The sequence below is a fragment of the Nitrospirota bacterium genome (genome assembly GCA_016194305.1).
Taxonomy (GTDB): domain Bacteria; phylum Nitrospirota; class Nitrospiria; order JACQBW01; family JACQBW01; genus JACQBW01.
Genome location: JACQBW010000005.1, coordinates 43,280 through 64,049, shown reverse-complemented (window position 1 = coordinate 64,049; position 20,770 = coordinate 43,280). Strand labels below are relative to the sequence as shown.

At 47.4% G+C, this 20,770-nt stretch carries 14 protein-coding genes; 10 read left to right on the top strand and 4 right to left on the bottom strand.

The features are described from left to right. The first annotated feature begins 10 nt into the window (after positions 1–10). Positions 11–691, top strand: coding sequence for a tetratricopeptide repeat protein (locus HY200_01750; GenBank protein ID MBI3593661.1), 681 nt, complete (start codon positions 11–13; stop codon positions 689–691). Positions 692–857: 166 nt separating this feature from the next. On the opposite strand, the gene HY200_01745 is transcribed toward HY200_01750, so the two are convergent. Continuing rightward, positions 858–1,247 carry a CBS domain-containing protein gene (locus HY200_01745; protein ID MBI3593660.1) on the bottom strand — a complete coding sequence of 130 codons (390 nt, stop codon included), beginning with the start codon at positions 1,245–1,247 and terminating at the stop codon, positions 858–860. A 322-nt stretch (positions 1,248–1,569) separates the two neighbouring features. On the opposite strand from HY200_01745, the gene HY200_01740 reads away from it, so the two are divergent. From HY200_01740 to HY200_01725, 4 genes are read left to right on the top strand one after another with little or no spacing between them, the layout of a single operon-like run. After that, positions 1,570–2,976, top strand: a complete 1,407-nt coding sequence (locus tag HY200_01740) for an HD domain-containing protein (GenBank protein ID MBI3593659.1) — start codon at positions 1,570–1,572, stop codon at positions 2,974–2,976. Between the two features lie 12 nt (positions 2,977–2,988). Then, entirely contained in the window at positions 2,989–3,678 is a 690-nt protein-coding gene (locus HY200_01735) for an ABC transporter ATP-binding protein (GenBank protein MBI3593658.1), read from the top strand. A 13-nt stretch (positions 3,679–3,691) separates the two neighbouring features. Next, on the top strand, positions 3,692–6,262 hold the full coding sequence (locus HY200_01730; GenBank protein MBI3593657.1) for an ABC transporter permease: 2,571 nt from the start codon (positions 3,692–3,694) through the stop codon (positions 6,260–6,262). After that, positions 6,255–7,391: a carotenoid 1,2-hydratase gene (locus HY200_01725; GenBank protein ID MBI3593656.1), complete on the top strand. Its 1,137-nt coding sequence runs from the start codon at positions 6,255–6,257 to the stop codon at positions 7,389–7,391. The genes HY200_01730 and HY200_01725 overlap by 8 nt, the downstream gene beginning before the upstream one ends. On the opposite strand, the gene tadA is transcribed toward HY200_01725, so the two are convergent. From tadA to HY200_01710, 3 genes are all read right to left on the bottom strand, one after another. Next, positions 7,355–9,292 carry a Flp pilus assembly complex ATPase component TadA gene (tadA, locus tag HY200_01720; GenBank protein ID MBI3593655.1) on the bottom strand — a complete coding sequence of 646 codons (1,938 nt, stop codon included), beginning with the start codon at positions 9,290–9,292 and terminating at the stop codon, positions 7,355–7,357. The genes HY200_01725 and tadA overlap by 37 nt on opposite strands. A gap of 82 nt (positions 9,293–9,374) precedes the next feature. Beyond that, the gene (locus HY200_01715) at positions 9,375–11,930 is read right to left on the bottom strand and encodes a DNA internalization-related competence protein ComEC/Rec2 (GenBank protein ID MBI3593654.1); all 2,556 of its coding nucleotides are present in this window, start codon (positions 11,928–11,930) and stop codon (positions 9,375–9,377) included. A gap of 9 nt (positions 11,931–11,939) precedes the next feature. Further along, a complete protein-coding gene (locus HY200_01710) occupies positions 11,940–12,662 on the bottom strand; it encodes a cytochrome c3 family protein (protein MBI3593653.1) in 723 nt (240 codons plus the stop codon). Between the two features lie 191 nt (positions 12,663–12,853). On the opposite strand from HY200_01710, the gene HY200_01705 reads away from it, so the two are divergent. The 5 genes from HY200_01705 (at position 12,854) to HY200_01685 (ending at position 20,557) form a co-directional block, all read left to right on the top strand. Beyond that, positions 12,854–13,234 (top strand): VanZ family protein, encoded by a 381-nt coding sequence (locus HY200_01705; protein MBI3593652.1) that lies wholly within the window; start codon positions 12,854–12,856, stop codon positions 13,232–13,234. Positions 13,235–13,289: 55 nt separating this feature from the next. Next, positions 13,290–16,094 (top strand): isoleucine--tRNA ligase, encoded by a 2,805-nt coding sequence (gene ileS / locus HY200_01700; GenBank protein MBI3593651.1) that lies wholly within the window; start codon positions 13,290–13,292, stop codon positions 16,092–16,094. Positions 16,095–16,116: 22 nt separating this feature from the next. Further along, positions 16,117–16,635, top strand: coding sequence for a signal peptidase II (gene lspA / locus HY200_01695; protein MBI3593650.1), 519 nt, complete (start codon positions 16,117–16,119; stop codon positions 16,633–16,635). A gap of 10 nt (positions 16,636–16,645) precedes the next feature. After that, entirely contained in the window at positions 16,646–17,635 is a 990-nt protein-coding gene (locus HY200_01690) for an RluA family pseudouridine synthase (GenBank protein MBI3593649.1), read from the top strand. A 252-nt stretch (positions 17,636–17,887) separates the two neighbouring features. Continuing rightward, entirely contained in the window at positions 17,888–20,557 is a 2,670-nt protein-coding gene (locus HY200_01685) for a hypothetical protein (protein ID MBI3593648.1), read from the top strand. The last annotated feature ends 213 nt before the right edge of the window (positions 20,558–20,770 follow it).

Here is a 20,770-nt window from a genome sequence, read left to right as displayed (position 1 = left end):
ATGGAATAGTATGTTTTTAAAATGGATCATTGTCTATTTCTTAATGATTTTAACCGGGAGTCCGGTTTTGATCATTGTTCTCCTTCTCCTATTCTATGGCGCCCTCGACTGGCGGTATTTTGGCTTTTTCCCTCAAGTGAACCGGTGGTTCCGGCGTAAGCTCGAAATCGGTGAGCTTAACCGCGTCTTAAGAATTAATCCCCATGACGCGCCATCACAGGTTGCCCTTGGCCGCGCATTTATTTTAAATGGAGATCCCCGGAATGCCATTCCTCCCCTGGAAGCGGCATTTCAAAAAATGAAAGATTTTCCCGATGTCCACTATTACCTTGGGCTTGCTTATCTTGCGAGCGGGCGGGAAAAAGAAGGAAAAGATCATCTTATGGCGACGATTCGAATGGATCCGCGATTCCAGTATGGGGAACCGTATTTGAAGTTGGGGGAATTCCTGCTTAATGCAAGAGAATATCAAAGCGGACTTCAAATGTTAGAAACATTTTGCTCGATTCATACATCGAGTTCGGAGGGCTATTATCATTTGGGGATTGCTCAGCTTGCGCTGGGAGACAGGGAGAACGCGGCAAAAAGCTTCAGGCGGTCGATCGAGGCCTACAAAATTTCGCCTTCTTACAAGAAGCAGATCGACCGAAAATGGAGGTGGAAAGCGGGAAGGTCACTGGCTACCCTTTAATCTTTCTACGACGGGAAGCCGTTCTCGCCGGGGCACCTTTTAGCTGACGGCCCAAGAGGAATGCGGCCGCAAGAAGTCCCAACCCAAAAATGACGTAAAGATCGATCAGTATCATTACTCTTTTCCAGATTCAAGAATAAATATTCAAAATCAGATTTGGCAAAAATTAAGTCCAGAGAGATCGGCCCGTGTAAACCGGTCTCAGGAGGTCCTGCATTGAAACAACGCCTCCGACTTTACCATTGACAGAAACCGCCAGATGACGGACTTTATGTTGAAACATCATATCGCTGGCTTCGTTATCCCCTTTTTCCTCGTGAATGACAAACGGAACGGACATTACTGCTTCCACTTTAACGACATAGGGGTTTAGATCTTTTACCAAAACGTTCTTGATAATATCGTTTTCTTCCAAGATTCCCACAATTTCATGGTCTTTATAAACCAAGAGACTGCCGATCTTCTTTTCAGACATGATATTAATGGCTTCCCGCACGGTTTTATTGGCGTCCACCTTGACCGGGTTTTTTGTCATGATCTCTTTTACTTTAACCATTCTTTCCTCCTTAAAGAGAGTTGATCAGATAGTGACCATAAGTAATGCAATAAATGTGCCGAATTTTATTTTATATAATAGTTAATTAAATCAAATATTTATAAAATTTATTTCATGTTCTATTTGTTTCAACACTAAAACATTTGTTTCATGTTTCATTTTTCCCCAACCTTTTACTCTTTTTATTCCTCCACCGGCAGAGAGGTCTTTTTTCGATAAAAACTTCCGGGAATCAGTCAAGTTGACAATTCAAAAAATTGATACATAATAGCGCTATTTGCTATTTAAGAACCTATTCATTTAATCGGGAGTGATTTTCGATATGACCTGGAAAAAATCATACGAAGGGGTAGCGATGTTTGCAGACCCGGTTCATGAATATATTCCCTTTACCATTCCTGGTTCAGGAAGCGTCGAAGAATCGACTGAAAAAGATCTGATCGATACCCCCTGGGTACAACGGTTAAGATATGTTTATCAGCTCCAGAGCGCGCGATGGGTCTATCCTTCCGCCGAACATACCCGATTTCCGCACTCTCTCGGAGCGATGCATATTGCCAGCCGCTTTGCAAAACGCCTGTACCCCTCCCTGAAGACCGTGATCAAGAATCCTCCTTCTTTCGAGTATGTGGAGGAGGTCTTGAGAGTCGCGGCGCTACTGCATGATTCCGGACATGGTCCCTTTTGCCATTTTTTTGATCATAATTTTCTGGAACAATTTCATCTGACCCACGAAGATATCAGTCAGAAAATTATTACCCAGGAGCTCGGACCGCTTATCAAGAAAATACGACGAAGTCCTACGGGGCCTTTTCGACCGGGAGAAAAACTGATTCCTGAACAAATTGCGTTTCTGATAAAGAAAGATTACCAAAAGGACAAGAAGAACTTTCCACAGTGGCTGACCTTCCTTCAGCCGCTACTGGGGGGAATATATACGGCCGACAATCTCGATTATGTTTTAAGAGACGCGTACATGTGCGGCGTCGCAATAGGGCCGGTCGATCTGGACAGGTTGATTTATTACACTTTTTTTACCGAAAAAGGTCTGACATTGCACCGGTCTGGTTTTCCGGCACTCAACATGTTTTTGAACTGCCGTCTCTACATGTATTCCAATGTCTATTATCACCGGACGACCCGCGCGATCGACCTTCATCTCAAGGAGATTTTTCAGCCGACCATCCAGCAGATTCTCCCCAAGAACCCGATTGAGCAGATGAGCGACTATCTTACCCTCACGGACTGGTATTTGATCGAAGAGGTCCGAAAATGGAAAGTTTCAAAGGAAAAAGAAAAACGAAGACTCGGTTTGGAATGGGAAAAAATTCTCAACCGGCAGATCAAATGGAAAATGGCGTTCGAAACGACCTTATCGATGAAAAGTCCTGAAAAAGGGAATCGGATGATCGAATCCGAAGAACTGGAGAGAAAGATACGAAAAGTGCTCCCTCCCGCACTGAAAGATTTAATTTTTCAAGTGGATATGCCGGGTCAGGATCCCAGGCCGATCAATCCGCTCATGATGGGGGAACAGCAGATCTATATCTATAATCCTTCCAATAAAAGGGTCTCTAAAGAGGCCTTGTGGGAATTTTTTGACTATATCCCTGCCCGAATTTACCAATGCAGGATTTTTACGCTCAGCCATGATTATGACGAACAACTCTCCGAAGCCATCGAAAAAGTATTGGGAGGCGGTGACGCTTCCATTCCAACCAATGTTTAATCTGAGAATCTTTTGGTATCTCGATCCAAAATAATTGAATTGAAAAACGTCTCCCGGAACTACCTCCAGGGATCGGAGAAAATTCATGCCCTCAAAAATATTACCCTCTCCATTGATTCTGGCGAATTCTGTATACTCATGGGTCCGAGTGGATGCGGAAAAAGCTCTCTCATCAATCTGATCGGAGGTCTGGATCTTCCCGACTCGGGAGAAATCTGGCTTGAGGGAAAATCCACAGAGCAATTCACCGACCAAAACTGGACATTATACCGCAGAACGAAAATTGGGGTCATATTCCAGTTCTTCAATCTTCTTCCCACCCTGACCGTCCATGAAAATATTTCCCTTCCGCTTGTTCTGAATAGAATGTTCCGGAAAGAGATCCATCGAAAAGTTGCAGAATTTCTTGACCGGCTGGGGCTCACGGAAAAGAGCAATGCCCTGCCACGGGAGCTTTCCGGGGGAGAACAGCAGCGGGTGGCAATCGCACGGGCTCTCGTTCATTCTCCGACTCTTCTCCTTGCGGATGAGCCGACCGGAAATCTGGATTCAAGAATGGGGAACGAGATTCTGGGGTTAATCCAGTCCCTTTCGAAAGAGCGGCAAATGACTCTTCTGATGGCGACCCATAGTCAGGAGGCTGCGTCATTTGGAGATCGGATATTTTCGATGAAAGACGGGGAAATCCAGATTTCAAAGTAAAAGGCCTTCAGTCATGATTCCACTCCTGAAAATCTGGAGTTTTTCCCACTACAAACTTCTCAAGCTGAATGCGCTCCTGACCCTTACGGGAATTGCCTTTGGGGTTGCTCTATTTACTTCGGTTCAAATCGCCAACCAAAATATCCGCGATTCCTTCAAATGGACGATCGAACAGGTTGCCGGTCACGGTGAACTGGAAGTGAAAGGGGGTGTCGCCGGATTTTCCGAAGAGGAGATTGTCAAAGTGAGGCATCTGCCGGGGGTAAAAGGAGCGATGCCGGTCACACTTCAATCTGTTTGGGTCGGGGAAAAGAAGGAGAAAGAGGAAGTGATGGTGCTTGGGCGCGACATGGTTTCGGATGCGCTGGGTCATCCAGAAAAACCAGGTCAGGAGAATTCTCCCGAGACTCCCGGGTTGAACGTTTTGTTAAAACCCGCCGCCATCATGATTACTCCGTTTCTGGCCAAGCGATTCCATCTCAATACCGGTTCCACTTTTGTGCTCCATCTGGGTTCCGAAGTCGTCGAAACCCGGGTGGTCGGGATCATTCAATTTGAAAATGAGCTCCCTCCCCCGTACGGAGGTTATTTTGTCATGATGGATATCGCTGCTTCCCAGCTCCTCTTTCACAAACTGGGTCGGCTGGACCGTATTCACATTCAACTTGACGAGGGGGTTTCAGGCGAAGCGATGAAAGAAGCGCTGACGACTGCATTGCCAGGCCTTCAGATTCAGAGTCCGGGTGATGAGAAGCAAATGATCGACAGTCTTCTCGGATCGTTTAATCTCAACATTAAAGCGCTGAGCGAGATTTCAATTCTGGTCGGAATGTTTTTAATTTATAACACCATGTCGTTCCTGGTCGTCCGGAGAAAAGTTGAAATCGGCATCATCAGAATGCTTGGCGTATCCGGACGGGAAGTCTTCCGTCTCATTCTCATGGAAGCCTTTGTCATCGGATTTATCGGTTCGGTTTTGGGGATTGGCCTGGGTATATGGATCGCCCATTTTGTCTTAAAAGCAGTCGCGCTGACGATTACTTCGCTCTATCTCAAGGTCTTTACTCAAAGTATCTCTGTTTCTTTCACTACCGGATTACTCAGCCTTTCGATCGGTCTGTGCGTTTCACTCCTTGCAGCGGCTTTCCCGGCATGGGAAGCGTCCCGGGTAAAACTCCGGGATAATTTAAACCGGGCTGGAGAGATCCGGCCTCCTCGACTCTCCCTATCGCTCCTGGCCGCGGGAGGGATTCTTTTGATATTTTCCTGGTTTTTTTCGAAACTTCCTCCCTATCATCAGGTTCCGGTTTTTGGTTATCTCTCAGCCCTCTTTCTCCTGGCCGGGACTTCATTGATGATCCCATCGACCCTTTACGTTCTTTACAGGATACTCCGTTCTCCATTTTTAAATGAGAAAATGGTCTTTCTCAAGGTGGCTGGTTCAGGTTTTTTCCAGCAATCGACCCGCAATGGAATCGGGATTGCGACCCTGATGATCAGCGTCAGCCTGGTCATCAGCGTCACTTTGATGATCTCGAGCTTTCGGAAAACCCTTGAGATCTGGTTTAATCAGACGGTCAAAGCGGATCTGATTGTTGAACCGAAAGAGTGGCTCAATCCGGGTGACTTACCCCTGATTTTGCCTGATCTTGCCGAAAAGATAAAAAGAGTAAACGGGGTGGCGGCGGTTGATCTTTTCCGCGAAGAACATCTGATGTATCAGAACAGACCCTTTCGTCTGGATTCGAGACTTCTCCAGGTTCACCTTGAACAGAGTCAATATCTCTTTACAAGCGGGAATGCTTCCCAAAAAATGGAAGAAGCCATTCAGGGTAAAGTGATTTTGATTTCTGAAAGTTTTTCATTGCAACATCATTTAAATGAAGGCGACATTCTGAAATTAAACAGCCCTGCGGGATCGATTCCGTTCCGGATTGGAGGTATTTTTTATGACTATACGACCCAGGGAGGAAAAGTCGTCATGGACCGTTCGGCATATCTAAAATATTGGAAAGATGAACGGCTCAATATTCTGGCGGTCTATCTTGTAAAGAAGGGGGACCTTCATAAGAGAGAAAGCGAAGTTAAAGAGAAATTAGAATCGATTCTAAACGGCGAGGAGATGATTGTCATCTCCAACCAGGAAATTCGATCCAAAGTCCTTGAAATCTTTGATCAGACATTTTCGGTGACCCGCGTTCTGGAATGGATTACGATTCTCATCTCTCTCCTGGGGGTCATTAATATGCTGATGGCGAACCTTTTGGATCAGAAGAGGGAAATCGGCATTTTGAGATCGATCGGCGCTTCCCGCAACCAGATCGGCGTATTGGTTCTGATGGAAGCGCTGTGGATCATCCTCGTGGCCAATCTTTTGGGCGGAGTTGGAGGAACAGCGCTTTCGCTAATTCTGATTCATGTGATCAACAAACAATCTTTTTTCTGGACCATTCAATTTGATCTGTCGCCGATGATTTACTTCAGGACTTTTATGATTGTCACCGCCACCGCACTTTTGGCCGCGTTTATACCGGCCAAAAATAAGGCGGGAGAGAACATTCGGGAAGCGGTGCAATATGAGTAAGGTGTCTGGAGTAAGGGGAGAGCGCAAGAACGTGATGCGGCTGACCTGGATGATGTCCGTGATTCTGATTCTTGTTTTTCCGAAAATGGGATGGGAAAAAGAATTTAAGACAGCAGAACCGGGCTATATTTATCATTTCCCCGCTGATCATGGATCGCATGAATCTTATCAAATCGAATGGTGGTATTTCACAGGTCACCTCTATGATAAGAAAGGAAATCAAACCGGATTTGAATTGACCTTTTTCAGAACCGGCATCGCCGATGATGCGATCCGCCGGAACCCTTCCAGGTGGAAGGTTGATAATATCTATTCGGCTCATTTTGCCCTGTCTCATGGGGCTACGAAAAAATTCTGGTTTAGCGAGAAGATGTCGCGTGATGCACTCGGCAGGGCGGGAGTGAAACAGGACCATTTCGAGGTCTGGATCGATCGATGGAAAGGCGAAGAGAAAAAGGGGGACTTTCGTCTCTCGGCTTCAGAGGGTTTCGGAAAGAACAGAAAAGAGATTGAACTTCTCCTGACTACGCAAAAACCCGCCGTGATACACGGCGAAAAGGGTGTAAGTCCAAAGGACGAAGCGGACCTGAACCGTTCTCATTACTATTCGCTGACCCGGCTTAAAACGTCGGGAAGAGTGATTTGGAATGGCGAGGAAAAAGAAGTCGAAGGGATCAGCTGGATGGACCATGAATTTGGATCCCATCCTCTTCTTCCCAGTCAATCCGGATGGGACTGGTTTTCGATCCAGCTCAACAACCAGACGGAACTGATGCTTTATCAAATTCGAAACAAAAACGGTTCTGCGCCCTTCTCTTTTGGCACTTTAATAGAATCCGATGGTTCTGTCATTTCCCTTCGGCAGAAGGATTTTACTCTAAGACCGAAACTCCAGTGGAAATCATCCGGTGGGGGAATATATCCTGTCGGATGGGATGTCTTGATACCGGACTGGAATATCTCTCTCAGTGTGGTTCCGATATTTCAAGACCAGGAATTGACGGTATTCGGGGGAAAAATGAGATACTGGGAAGGGAGTGTCGCCGTCACCGGATTTCCCGCTTCGGGGAACGGATATCTTGAGTTAACCGGCTATGCCAGGGACTTCGCCAGCCTTTTTTCGCAATAAGGACAGTAGTTCCAGTTAGGCTGAATCATTTGATTGCAATGACGGCACTTGTTATTCGGTTTTTCACCGCAGACGGGACAGAGGAGGTACTCTGCCCTGTAATGATGATTGCATTTTCCGCAAAAGGTTTCCAGATTTTCATCGATTCCGATACATCGCGTCACTTCGCTGCAGGTGGTGACGCCTTCTCTGACCTTCTGAAGCGCATTTTCATTCATGGAGACAAAACCGGCGTCTCTGCAGGCAGATTTAAATTGCTGTTCCGTGGGATTCAGCGAGAGGACTTCTCTCAGTTTGGAATTCATTTGAAGAATTTCATAGACGGCGCTCCTTCCCTTGAGTCCGGATTGATGGCAGAGTTTGCAGCCTTTTCCTTTGTAGAATTGAAAGGCTTTGCTTTTGTTTTCATTCAGATTAAAGATGATTTTCTCTTCTTCCGTAGGTTGAACCGGACTTTTGCATTCGGGACAGATATTCCGGACCAGGCGTTGGGCGATTACGCCGATCAGGAGCGAAGAGACCATGAAATTTGGAATCCCAAGATCGAATAAGCGGTTAACCGCGGAAGGGGCGTCATTGGTATGAAGGGTTGAAATGACGAGATGTCCTGTTAACGCGGCTCTCATGGCGATCTGTGCCGTTTCGGAATCACGAATCTCTCCGATCAGAATGACATTGGGGTCTTGTCTTAATATGGAGCGGAGCGCAGTGGCAAAAGTCAGACCTGATTCCGGATTGATCTGGACCTGGGTGACCCCCGGAAGGTGATATTCGATAGGATTTTCGACGGTAATGATATTGACGGTGTTTTGATTGATCTGGTTTAACATGGCGTAAAGAGAGGTGGTTTTCCCGCTCCCGGTGGGTCCGGTGACCAGGATTAATCCCTTGCGGTGAGAGAGCATTTCCCTGATTTTAGCCTGTTCGTCCTTCGAGAGGCCGAGCGATTCCAGCCGGAGGAGATCGGTCGTTTCGTCCAGAATCCGGATGACCACTTTTTCACCATAATAGGAGGGGAGGGAGGATATTCTTAACGTGATCTCCCTTCCGTTGGCTTTCAACCGGATATCCCCGTCCTGGGGAATTCGTTTCACCGAAATGTCAAGATTCGCCAGGACTTTGATTCTTGAAACGAGCGCACCATGAATCCATTTTGGAAATCGCATGCTTTCATGGAGGAGACCGTCCACCCGGTAGCGAACGATCGAATCATTTGCGAAAGGTTCGATATGGATATCGCTGGTATTGAGTTTCAGTGCCTTGGCGAGAATCAGGTTTGCCATTTCAATAATAGGGGCAAGCTGATGTCTTTGTTCGGCCATTCCTTCCGAACCGTCATCTCTGATTTCAGGAATAATCTGAAGCGCCGAGGCTGAAAAGTCCTTTTGGCTTTCATTGATAATTTTTTTGATCAGTTTTTCATCGGTCTGGCCATGAATATTTCCGTAAAATTTTTTAATCGACTCCTGGAGAAGCGTGGGAGTAGCCACCGCAGGCTGAATAATAAAGCCGCAATAAAAACTCAAATCCTGAATGGTATTAAAGTCGAGGGGATCCGCCATCGCAATGACCAGTTCCCCTTTTTCAAGTCTTAACGGGATGATCGAATGCTTTTTTACGAGGGTTTCGGGAACGAGGAGCAAAACCTCTTTATCGACAGCGCTAATGGTTTCCACAAACTGATATCCCAGTTGGGAGCCCACGGTCTGCGCGATCTCGATTTCAGAGGTAAATTTAGATTCAACGAGCACTTCACCCAGTCTTTTCCCGCTCTTCTTCTGTTTGTCCAGAGCCTTGAGAAGCTGTTCTTCAGTGAGGACTCCGCTTTGGAGAAGGAGTTCCCCTAATTTTCTTTTCTGAAGTTTTAAAGAGTTGCCGTTAACCTGGGGTTTGGCTGCCATGACGTGCTCCGTTTCGAAAGGGTATTATTCATAAAGGTTATCAAGAACCCGGAGTTTGTCAACCGGACGGGCCAGCCTGTGGTTAATACTGTATATCGAGAATACGCAGCCAATTTTCCCTTTCCTGCTTCCAGATCTCCTTTCCGGGGGTGATTTTCTCAGGCAATACATCTAAAGCGGAAAGGGTTTCGAAACGGGTTCCGTCTGTTCTGAAAAGGAGGCTCCCATCCCGGTCAGTCCGGTAGATGCGGGACTGAATTTGATGATAGAGTCGAAGGGCTTCAGTACTGGGATGATGATAGGGATTGTGCAATCCGACGGAAAAGAGGGCGATCTCGGGGGAAAGACCTCCGATAAAGTCGGGATCAGCCGAACTTTTTCCTCCATGATGGGGGACTTTCAAGAGGGTCACTTTCATTCCGGGATGCTCCCGCATCATTTTCTGTTCGGCTTCCTTTTCTATGTCGGCGGTCAGTAAAAGAGATCTCAGATTGTAATCAACCTTCAGGACGATCCCCTCGTTATTCTCATGGGAGTGAGATCGCGAGAGTGTCGGATTTTTCAGGTCGGGATTGAGAACGGTCAGTTTCAGATTTCCAATTTGGGACGTGTCACCGTTCTGGACAACTTTTGATTTGAGTTGCATTTCTCGCAGGGTATCGTCGAATTCTTCTGAAATATGCGATTCTTTGACGGCGCCATTCGTCCAGACTTCTTTGACCGGGAACTTTTTCATCACATAGATTAACCCTCCGATATGATCCGCCTGGGGATGGGTCGCGATCAGCGTGTCAATTTTTTGAATCCCTTTGTTCCAGAGAAATGGCGCAACGACCAGTCGTCCGAGATCAAACTCATGATATTTGCCCCCGCCATCCACTAAAATCGTCGTCCGGTCCGGAAATTCAATCAAGGCAGAATCTCCCTGTCCCACGTCCAGAAAGGTCACCTGGAGTTCTCTGGAGGGAAGGTGGATGCGTGGTCCCCAGAAGCACCAGACCGGAAGGAGAAGAATGACCATGAGGAATATTCCGGTGACTTTTCGGTTTTTTCGGAAAACGTAAGCGATGATCAGGCTGGTGTAAAAGAGAACGAGATAAATAATAGAGGGAGCGGCAAGATGAAGCTCCGCGTAGGGAAATCGCGCAAAGAATTGAACCATTTTGTAGAACCCTGTCATCACAGACTGAATGAGCGATCCTCCAAGCAGGAAATCAGTCTTAAAGAGAAGCGTGCAAAAAGAGAGTACGAGGCCAATAGGGACGACCAGAAATCCGACGAATGGAATGATAACGCTGTTTGCAAGAATCCCAACCCAGTTGAACTGATTGAAGTGATAAGCAACGAGCGGTGCGGTCCCGAGCGTTGTCGCAAGAGAGATCCACAGGTAATTCTGAGTCCCCTGAAGGATCTTTTTGTAAAGAAAGTGACTGCGGATTTTTTGATGAAGAGAAGAAGTTTGATCCTGCTCGTTCTTATTCCCGGAAGGGAGAGGAAGGGGATTCCGGTTCAATGCCATAGCGATGGCAAGTACGGATCCAAACGAGAGTTGAAACGAGATATCATAGGCCTGAAAAGGATCCGGAATGAGGATGAAGAGTGCAGAAAGTCCAAGCGGATTGAGAAGGTTTTGTTTTCGATGGATCATCTGACCGATGAGAAAGATCGCAATCATCATCATGGAGCGGTTTGTCGCAACTTGATTTCCCGCAAGGAGTCCGTAAATAAAAACCGGAGGGATGGAGAGAAATAAGGCAAGCCGCGACGGGAGAATGGTTCTACCCACTTGCAGGAGAACGGAAGATGGAAGCTGTAGAATCAGCCATCGCACGCCGTGAAAGGAGAGAAAGGCAACCAAAGCGAGATGAGACCCCGAGATCGAAAGAATATGGGTTGTTCCTGAAGCCATAAAAGTGTCCCGGATCGGGTTGGTCAAATAGCCTGATTCTCCGATAATCATGGCAAGAAAGAGTGCAAGGCTGTTTCCGGATAATGATTGAGAGGCTTTTTCCCGGATCTCCTCTCGCCAGGGATAAACTTTCCTGAAAATGAGGTTTCCCCCCTTTTTTTCCGTCAGGGTCATTTCTTCAGGATGAGTCAGACTGGCCGTGGCGTGGATGCCATGTCGCCAGAGATATTGACCATAGTCAAATCCGAAGGCGTTTCTAAATCCATGTGGTTCCCGGAGTGTCAAAGAGGCGCGGATTTCATCGCCGTAAGAAAGGGGAAACGGGATAGCCCGATTGATATTCAGTTTGATTCTTCCCGAAGTTGGAAAATTTTTCGAATCTTTTTCCAGCTGGCTTGATTGAAGAATCAGGGTCGTGTGATCAGGGTAATGTGCGACCGCTTCATCAATGGTACCGGTATAGAGAACGGTTTGACCCTGCCATTGTGAGATATCATTTTCGGAGAGGTGAATCTCTTTCCATTCAATAGAAAGAAATCCGCTCCAAAAAGAGAGGAGAATCAATATCGTATGGTAGAACTCCAGATGGAACCAGGAGAAAAGGGCTTCAGCGCCAAACAGGAGGAGAAGAAGAGTTAGAGTCGTCCAGGGATAGTAACAAAAGAAATCACCCGAGAAAACGCCCGCAATGAAAGAGAGCGCCATCCAGAGAAGGGGAGCTCTAGTCATTGCCTATCCTTATCGAATATGACAGACCAGGCAGAGGGTTTTGGGTGATTCTCTCAGATAGGCTGAAATTTTTGAAGAATGGGGATTATGACAACTCCCGCAATTGATTTTACCGTAGGAGGTGCGGACTGCCATCGCCGGGAGGGTCTGTTTCGAATAGTAATCCGATGTCGGACCGGTCGGCAGGGTAATGCCATGTCCGTTCTGATCTGGAATTGACCAATATCGAAGCTCCGTGGGGAGGGGGAGCGCGGGGACATAATGTCCGTTCGATTCTCTTGGATAGAGAATGTCAACAGGATGATCTTGAAACTTCCCGTGATTCTGTTTCATTCCATAAATATCGGCACCTATCGCTCCATCATGACAAGCCAGACAGGCAGCGGAAGGTTCATTTTTCAGGATCCCGGAACGTGCAGGGGAATAGCTTACCTGGTGATTGGACGCGCTCCAGAGAATCCTGGAGTTTTCCGGTCTTTTTTGAGGGACCGGTTCAAAGATAGCGGCGAGTTCCGGAGGTGTCTGCACTGCAGGTTCCAGGTAATTTTGAACTTCGTCCAGGGTGTGGCAAGTGAGGCAGACCTGGTGCGGCGAGGTCGGCGTTTCGCCTTTTGGAATCATATTATGACTGCTGCTGATGACTTCTTCGTATAGAGAACGCGGTTCATCGCCGAAAGCGGGAGAAGCGATCAGAATCAGGAGCCAAAGAGAGGGGAATAACCTGGTTTTCATTATCACCGAAGAGGACTGGAACGCAAAAACTGTTCTCTCGAGAATAACAAAAACAGAGAATTTTGTAAAGAAGATGCGGAAATATCAGCGAAAAGTTGACAAAACATTCAGGTCTGTTAAACTCCCTGACTATGGCAAAATCGTCCAAATTTAAAATCACCTTTTCAGAGTGGGGAATATTGATCATTTGGATGGCCGTTATCTTTTTTATGTCCACGGAATCCTTTTCATTTAGCCGGACGAGCAAATATGTGATTCCCTTGCTCCATGCGATTTTCCCCTTCTTCTCATTGAAAACTATTCATGATTTACATACCTTTTTGCGAAAATTGGGTCATTTTACAGAATATGCAGTCCTTTCCTGGCTCTGGTTCCGGACCCTGCAGGCGAGAGATCTCACCTGGTCTACCCGATCCGCCCTGATGGCCTTTCTTTTATCGTCGCTTTATGCCTTGACGGATGAATTTCATCAGTCCTTTGTCCCTTCACGAGGCCCTTCGTTTGTCGATGTGGGAATTGACTCCGCGGGGGCTGCGTTTGCTCTTCTCATTCTCAAACTCCGGAGAAAGTAATCGGTTTTCACCTCTGTTGACAGCTCTTTATAGCGAATGATACACTAACTCGCTTATGAACTATAAAGAGACGCTTAACCTCCCCCAGACGCAATTTCCGATGAAAGCCAGCCTGACCCAAAAGGAACCTGATACCCTCTCCTTTTGGGAAACGGAAAAGATTTATCAGGAATTGCGCCGGGTTAACGAGGGTCAGCCGGATTATATTCTCCACGATGGACCTCCCTACGCAAACGGTCATATTCATATCGGCCACGCGTTGAACAAAATTCTAAAAGATATTATCATTAAATTTCAATCGATGGAGGGGTATCAAGCTCCCTATATACCAGGCTGGGACTGTCATGGTCTTCCCATTGAGCACCAGGTCCTCAAGGAGCTGGGGTCGAAGAAAAAAGAGCTGACCACTCTGGAAATCCGCCAGCGGTGTCGCCAATACGCTGAAAAGTATATTCATATTCAAAAAGAGGAATTCAAACGCCTGGGTGTTTTAGGAGACTGGGACCATCCCTATCTCACGATGGATTTCAAATATGAAGCCGGCATACTCAAAGAGCTTGGAAAATTTATCGGAAAAGGAGGCGTCTATAAAGGGAAGAAGCCGGTTCTCTGGTGTATGTATTGTGAAACCGCTCTCGCAGAGGCTGAAGTGGAGTACCACGACGAAACCTCCCCGTCCGTTTACGTCAAGTTTGAACTGATCGAACTCCCCTCCTCCTACGAAAAAAAATGGGAGGATCCGGAAATAAAAAGATCCCTCGTCATTTGGACCACGACGCCCTGGACTCTTCCGGCCAATATCGCGCTCTGTCTTCATCCGGAATACCAGTATAAGGAGGTTGAAACGGGGGGGGAAATATTTATCCTGGCTGAAAAGAGAATCGAATCTTGTATGAACGCCTGGGGTATCGCCGATTTTAAGATTCGGAAAGGATATTACCTCGGACGCGATCTTGAAGGCGCGACGGCCCGGCATCCCTTTATTTCCAGGAAGTCTCCCTTGATTACAGGTGAGCATGTGACGCTCGACCAGGGAACGGGTATCGTTCACACTGCGCCGGGGCATGGCCAGGAAGACTATGAGATGGGCCTGAAATATAATCTGGATATTTATACCCCCGTGAATGGAAAAGGAGAATTTACCTCCGAAGTTCCTGAATATCAGGGGATGAAAGTCTTCGATGCGAATCCTGCCATCATTCAAAAATTAAGAGAAAAGGGAGCTCTCATAAAAGAAGAGCCGATTACCCATTCCTATCCTCACTGCTGGAGATGCAAGAATAAAGTCATTTTCCGGGCGACAGAACAGTGGTTTATCTCAATGGAAACGGGTGACCTGAGAAAGAAAGCGCTGCAGTGGATTGACAAGGTCCAGTGGATTCCGAAATGGGGACGCGACCGTATCTATGGGATGGTGGAGGGGAGGCCCGACTGGTGCATTTCGAGACAGCGTGTCTGGGGAGTTCCCATTGCCCTTTTTCACTGTCTTGACTGCAAACAGGTCTCCTTAAAAGAGGAGTGGGTGGAACATGTTGCCTCGTTGATGGAAAAGGAGGGGGCAGACATCTGGTTTAGCAAATCGACAGAGGAACTTCTCCCACAGGGTGCCACCTGCGAGGTCTGTCAAAGCCGGAAATTTGGAAAAGAGATGGATATTCTCGACGTCTGGTTTGATTCGGGAGTCAGCCATGCCACGGTGCTTCGAAAACGTGACGAGTTAAAATGGCCGGCTGACCTTTATCTGGAGGGTAGCGATCAGCACCGGGGTTGGTTTCACAGCTCACTCTTGACCGCCGTCGGTATTGAAGGAGAACCGCCCTACAAAGCGGTCCTGACCCATGGCTTCACCGTGGACGGCTCGGGAAAGAAAATGTCGAAATCCGCAGGTAACGTTGTTGCCCCTCAGGAGATCATCCGGCAATACGGCGCTGAGATCCTGAGGTTATGGGTTGCCGCGGAGGATTACCGTGATGATGTCCGCATTTCGTCTCAGATTATCAGTCAATTATCTGAAGCGTATCGAAAAATCAGAAATACCTGCCGGTTCCTGCTGGGGAATCTCTATGATTTTAAAATGGCAGAGAACTCTGTTTCTCCGCAGGATTTGACGGAAATCGACCGGTGGGCGCTCCACCGGCTGAATCTATTGATCAAAAAAGTACGAAAAGCTTATCGAGAGTATGAATTTCATGGCGTCTTCCATTCCATTAATAATTTTTGCGCGGTAGATATGAGCTCATTTTATCTCGATATACTTAAAGACCGCCTCTATACTTTTAAAAAAGACTCGAAAGAAAGAAGAGCGGCTCAATGGGTGATGTCGCAAGTCGTCGTCAAACTGGCTCAGCTCATGGCCCCCATTCTCTCATTTACTGCAGAAGAAATCTGGGTTCACCTCCCCGGAGATCTGAAAAAGGAAAAATCGGTGCTGCTTTCCCGCATTCCAAGAGAAAATGACTCGGAAATGGATCAGGCCCTTTCGAACCGGTGGGATCAATTGATTCAGATCAGGAATGAAGTGGCGAAATCGCTCGAAAATGCAAGGGCGCGAAAGGAGATCGGTTCATCGCTTGAAGCGGCGGTTCGTCTTGGTGCGACAGGGGAACTCTATCTATTTCTCAAAGAGGTTCAGAAAGATCTCCCGATGTTATTTATTGTCTCCCAGGTCGACCTTTCTGAAACGATGACCGATGAAATCAGGGAGACGCCTCAGGGACGCCTGGCCGTTGGAATTACCCGGGCCGCCGGAATAAAATGTGAACGTTGCTGGAACTACAGTCACCGGGTCGGCGAAAACAGGGACTATCCGGAATTGTGCGAGCGGTGTGCCCCTGTCGTTTCCTCAATAGTGTCTGCTTAATGGAGAAATTTTGTTGACGCCATTGGAAAACAAAAAACCCCCAAAATCGTATTTCTTATTGATTGCAATTGTTTCGGGCGTGATTCTGATTGATCAGGTGACGAAATCGTACATTGCGAAATGGCTCAATCTTTATGACTCGATTGTGGTCATTCGGAATTTTTTTAGTCTGACCTATACGCGCAATCCCGGTGCCGCGTTTGGGTTCCTGGCCGACCAGAACGGTCCATTGCGTACCGTCTTTTTTCTCGTTATTTCCACGGTGGCATTGGCTTTTCTGATCTACATTTTCATGAAAACCCCCTCGGCGGATACGCTTTCAATCGTGGCGCTCTCGCTGATCATGGGTGGTGCAGTCGGAAATTTTTTGGACCGTGTTCGAAGCGGGGAGGTGATCGATTTCCTCGACTTTTACATCGGCCGCTATCATTGGTGGATCTTCAATTTCGCAGATTCCGCGATTACAGTGGGGATTTCGATTTTAATACTAAGCTCTTTTTTCAAGAAATCCCGGGAGAATGAGTTCCATTTTAATCTATAATTCAGAGGAAATGAGTCCGACTGAATTAGACCCCTTCCAGCAAGTTGAATTTTTCGTTTCGAAAAGCGTGTCTCCCTGCCGGCTGGACCTTTATCTCATCAAGAGAGGGATTCCTCTGTCCCGGACCCGAATCCAGAGCCTGATTGAAGAAGAGAGAGTTCGCGTTAATGACAGAGCCGTAAAACCCGGTCATAAGATTCGACCCGGCGACAAGATTGTCCTGACCGTCCCAACGCCTCGCCAGATCCTCATTGAACCTGAACCCATCCCGCTTGAAATTCTTTACCAGGATTCCGATCTCCTGGTGGTCAATAAAAGTGCCGGGTTGGTCATGCATCCGGCTCCTGGAAACTACACCGGGACCATGGTCCATGCACTTTTGCATCATGTCAAAGATCTGAAGGGGATTGGAGGAGAAGAGCGGCCTGGAATTGTCCATCGCCTGGATAAAGAGACCTCCGGAGTGGTGCTGATTGCCAAATCGGATTATGTTTTAACCCATCTGATGAAACAGTTTAAGGCCCATACGATTGAAAAAACCTATCTTGCTTTAGTTTGGGGAAAAGTCAAACTCAATCGGGGAAAAGTGGAACTTTCTATTGGTAGAGACAAGAGGGATCGGAAAAAGATCTCGGCCAATACCGAAAGGCCCAAAGAAGCGCTCTCACATTATACGGTTTTGAAGAGATTTCAGCTTTCGCCCAAAGACGGGGATTTTATCTCGCTGATTGAAGTCAAGCCAGAGACAGGCCGGACCCATCAAATCCGCGTCCATATGGCATCGCTGGGACATCCGGTTGTCGGAGACAAGACCTATGGAGGAAAATCAGAGAGAAACGTTGAATTGAAAGCCGCACGGCAGATGCTTCATGCCTCGACCATTAGTTTCGTTCATCCCGTGCTTAGAGAGAGACTGGTATTTACGGCGCCCATCCATTCCGATATGAAATTCATCATTGACCAGCTCGAATTAGACCAGAAATCCCTTCCCAGTTCCTGAACTTCAAAAAAACCCGACAATTTTGCCCTCTTTTTGATGCCAAAAGAGGGATTTACAAACTGCCAGTATTCTGTACATTCCTTACCCTGGATACTTGATCAAAAAACGGATATTTACACTATATATAGTTGTTTATAACTATAATATACTATATATAGTGTATTTTAGATAGGGCACTATTCTTGCTTATTTATCCCTCTTTAGTGAATAGAGATCAGATTTCTTGATCTTTCGAAGAGGAGTCAAACTGAGATGACTAAACATTTAAAAACATTGGTTTTTTTCCTCTTTCAATTACTATTGATCAACAGTGCTCTATTCTCAACCTCATCTATTGCCAGCAGCACGGAAATTGGAAATAGCACCAAAGTGGTGCAAAATATCCCTCGGCCCAATTTCAACCATGATTCGACGACGTTTCAACTGTTAGGAGCGCATCGGGGGCTCGAATGTAATAAATGCCATCTTGCCGGAAGGTATAAAGGGACGCCTCGAAATTGTTCGGATTGCCACAATGGCCAGATCACCTATGGCAAACCGGCTGACCATATCATGACCACTCAGGCCTGCACGCTCTGCCATAGTCAAAATAGCTGGCTCCCGACGACCTTTACACACGATGCCTCTTCGGCGGGTCAATGTTCAACCTGTCACAATGGTCAAAAGGCAACTGGAAAGTCCGCAAATCATATCAGCACAAACAGCCAATGCGATACCTGCCACCGGACTTCTGCCTGGATCCCTGCAGGGTTTAATCATGCCAATCTGGGAAATCAGCTCTGTTCTTCCTGTCATAAGGCGGGGGGCACCGGCATGGCGCCGACGTCAGATGCCGTACATAGTAATCTGGGCGGACAGGATTGTAAAAGCTGTCACGCCAGCACCACGACCTTTACCACTTTAACCATGAATCATACCGGTATCGTCGCACCTTGTTCGACCTGTCACGCGACAGGGAATACTGTGGGAGCGATGGTCAAGCCGTCGAATCATATGGCGACGACACAGGAATGCAGTTCCTGCCATGCCGGAACCTCCACTTTTGCCAACGGCATTTTTAATCACTCAGGTCTGACCGGCCAGCTCTGTTCCTCCTGTCACAAATCAGGCGGCACCGGGATGGCGCCGAAGAGCGATGTTGTTCATAGTAATCTGGGCGGTCAGGATTGCAAAAGTTGTCATTCCGGAACGGTCACTTTTACCGGATCGACCATGAACCATGCTGGCATCGTCATCCCCTGTTCGACTTGTCACATAGCAGCTAATGCCGTGGGAGCAATGGTCAAGCCGTCAAATCATATGGTGACGACTCAGGAATGCAATCTCTGCCATGCCGGAACCTCCACGTTTGCCAACGGCATTTTTAATCACTCGGGTCTGACCGGACAACTTTGCTCTTCCTGTCATAAATCGGGCGGCTCCGGGATGGCGCCGAAGAGCGATGTCGTTCATAGTAATCTGGGCGGACAGGATTGCAGCAGCTGCCATACCGGAACGGTCACTTTTACCGGATCGACGATGAACCACGCTGGAATTGTTGCGGCCTGTTCCACGTGTCACTATGTCGGCAATTCGGTCGGTGCGGTGGCTAAGTCCTCGAATCATATGACGACGACTCAGGAATGTAATCTCTGCCATGCCGGAACGTCTACGTTTGCCAACGGCATTTTTAATCACTCAAGTTTAACTGGTCAGCTCTGTTCCTCCTGTCACAAATCGGGCGGCTCCGGGATGGCGCCGAAGAGCGATGTGGTCCATAGTAATCTGGGCGGACAGGATTGCAGCAGTTGCCACGCCAGCACCACCACTTTTACCACGGCGACTATGAATCACGCCGGAGTAGTTGCGGCCTGTTCCACCTGTCATTATGTCGGCAATTCGGTTGGCGCGGTGGCCAAGTCCTCGAATCATATGGCGACGACTCAGGAATGTAATCTCTGCCATGCGGGGACAACCACTTTTGCGAACGGGGTCTTTAATCACTCCACCTTGACCGGTCAGCTTTGCAATTCCTGTCACAAGACCGGCGGATCCGGGATGGCGCCTAAAAATGATGTTGTGCACAGCAATCTGGCAGGCCAGGACTGCAAGAGCTGTCACGCGAGTACGACGACCTTTACCACGGCGACCATGAATCACACCGGAATTGTTGCGGTCTGTTCCACCTGTCACTCTGTCGGCAATGCGGTCGGAGCGGTGGCCAAACCGTCGAATCATATGGTGACGACCCAGGAATGCAATCTCTGCCATGCAGGCACAGCAACTTTTGCGAACGGAATCTTTAATCATTCTACCCTGACCGGCCAACTTTGTAATTCCTGTCACAAGACCGGAGGGTCCGGGATGGCGCCGAAAAATGATGTCGTGCACAGTAATCTCAACGGGAAGGATTGCAATGGTTGCCATTCAAGTACGACGACCTTTACCACCGTGACGATGAATCACACGGGTATTTCTCCTCCGACTTCTTGCGCGACCTGTCATATTGCCGGGAATACGGTAGGAGCGGTTTCAACACCGAATCCGCATCCCTATGCGGCGGCCAATAGTGATTGCAGCCAATGTCATACCGGTTTTACCACATTTTCGGGGGCCTCCTTCAATCATACCGGTGTAACGACTTGCAAGACCTGTCATTTTGCGGGAAATACGACCGGGGCGATGGCTCCCCCGATGACGGCAGGAAACCTGATTCACAATCCGCTTTCAAATATTATTACCGATTGTAATTCCTGTCATACCAGCACGCAATCGGGTGGTTTTTCCAGCTATAGAATGGTTCATACGGCGATCTTGAATTATGCGACAACCTGTCAGAATTGCCACAAATCGGGAAATCCAATGGGTGCCGAATTTAAATCTAACCATAACGTCGGTGTCATTTGTGGAAATTGTCATAGCACTTCCACCTTTGACAAATAATAGGACGATGAAAGAAAAGTTAGAAATGCGATAATGGAAAACTTAATCTTCGGACAACTTCATTCGTAAAAGGGGTATGACCTGAGTGCCTTCAGATCAAGTCCTATTACTGTCTTTGTCAAATACCAAATCCTGACTTATTGTGCAATTGCGTTTAGGCATTTCCGCGGCTGGAATGCGACCCGGATCCATGGCAGGTTTTTGTACTACCTT

Bases quoted from the DNA above. Each gene is read 5' to 3' on its own strand.
- HY200_01750 (MBI3593661.1), top strand. From the start codon at position 11: ATGTTTTTAAAATGGATCATTGTCTATTTCTTAATGATTTTAACCGGG.
- HY200_01745 (MBI3593660.1), bottom strand. From the start codon at position 1,247: ATGGTTAAAGTAAAAGAGATCATGACAAAAAACCCGGTCAAGGTGGAC.
- HY200_01740 (MBI3593659.1), top strand. From the start codon at position 1,570: ATGACCTGGAAAAAATCATACGAAGGGGTAGCGATGTTTGCAGACCCG.
- HY200_01730 (MBI3593657.1), top strand. From the start codon at position 3,692: ATGATTCCACTCCTGAAAATCTGGAGTTTTTCCCACTACAAACTTCTC.
- HY200_01725 (MBI3593656.1), top strand. From the start codon at position 6,255: ATGAGTAAGGTGTCTGGAGTAAGGGGAGAGCGCAAGAACGTGATGCGG.
- tadA (MBI3593655.1), bottom strand. From the start codon at position 9,292: ATGGCAGCCAAACCCCAGGTTAACGGCAACTCTTTAAAACTTCAGAAA.
- HY200_01715 (MBI3593654.1), bottom strand. From the start codon at position 11,930: ATGACTAGAGCTCCCCTTCTCTGGATGGCGCTCTCTTTCATTGCGGGC.
- HY200_01710 (MBI3593653.1), bottom strand. From the start codon at position 12,662: ATGAAAACCAGGTTATTCCCCTCTCTTTGGCTCCTGATTCTGATCGCT.
- HY200_01705 (MBI3593652.1), top strand. From the start codon at position 12,854: ATGGCCGTTATCTTTTTTATGTCCACGGAATCCTTTTCATTTAGCCGG.
- ileS (MBI3593651.1), top strand. From the start codon at position 13,290: ATGAACTATAAAGAGACGCTTAACCTCCCCCAGACGCAATTTCCGATG.
- HY200_01690 (MBI3593649.1), top strand. From the start codon at position 16,646: ATGAGTCCGACTGAATTAGACCCCTTCCAGCAAGTTGAATTTTTCGTT.
- HY200_01685 (MBI3593648.1), top strand. From the start codon at position 17,888: ATGACTAAACATTTAAAAACATTGGTTTTTTTCCTCTTTCAATTACTA.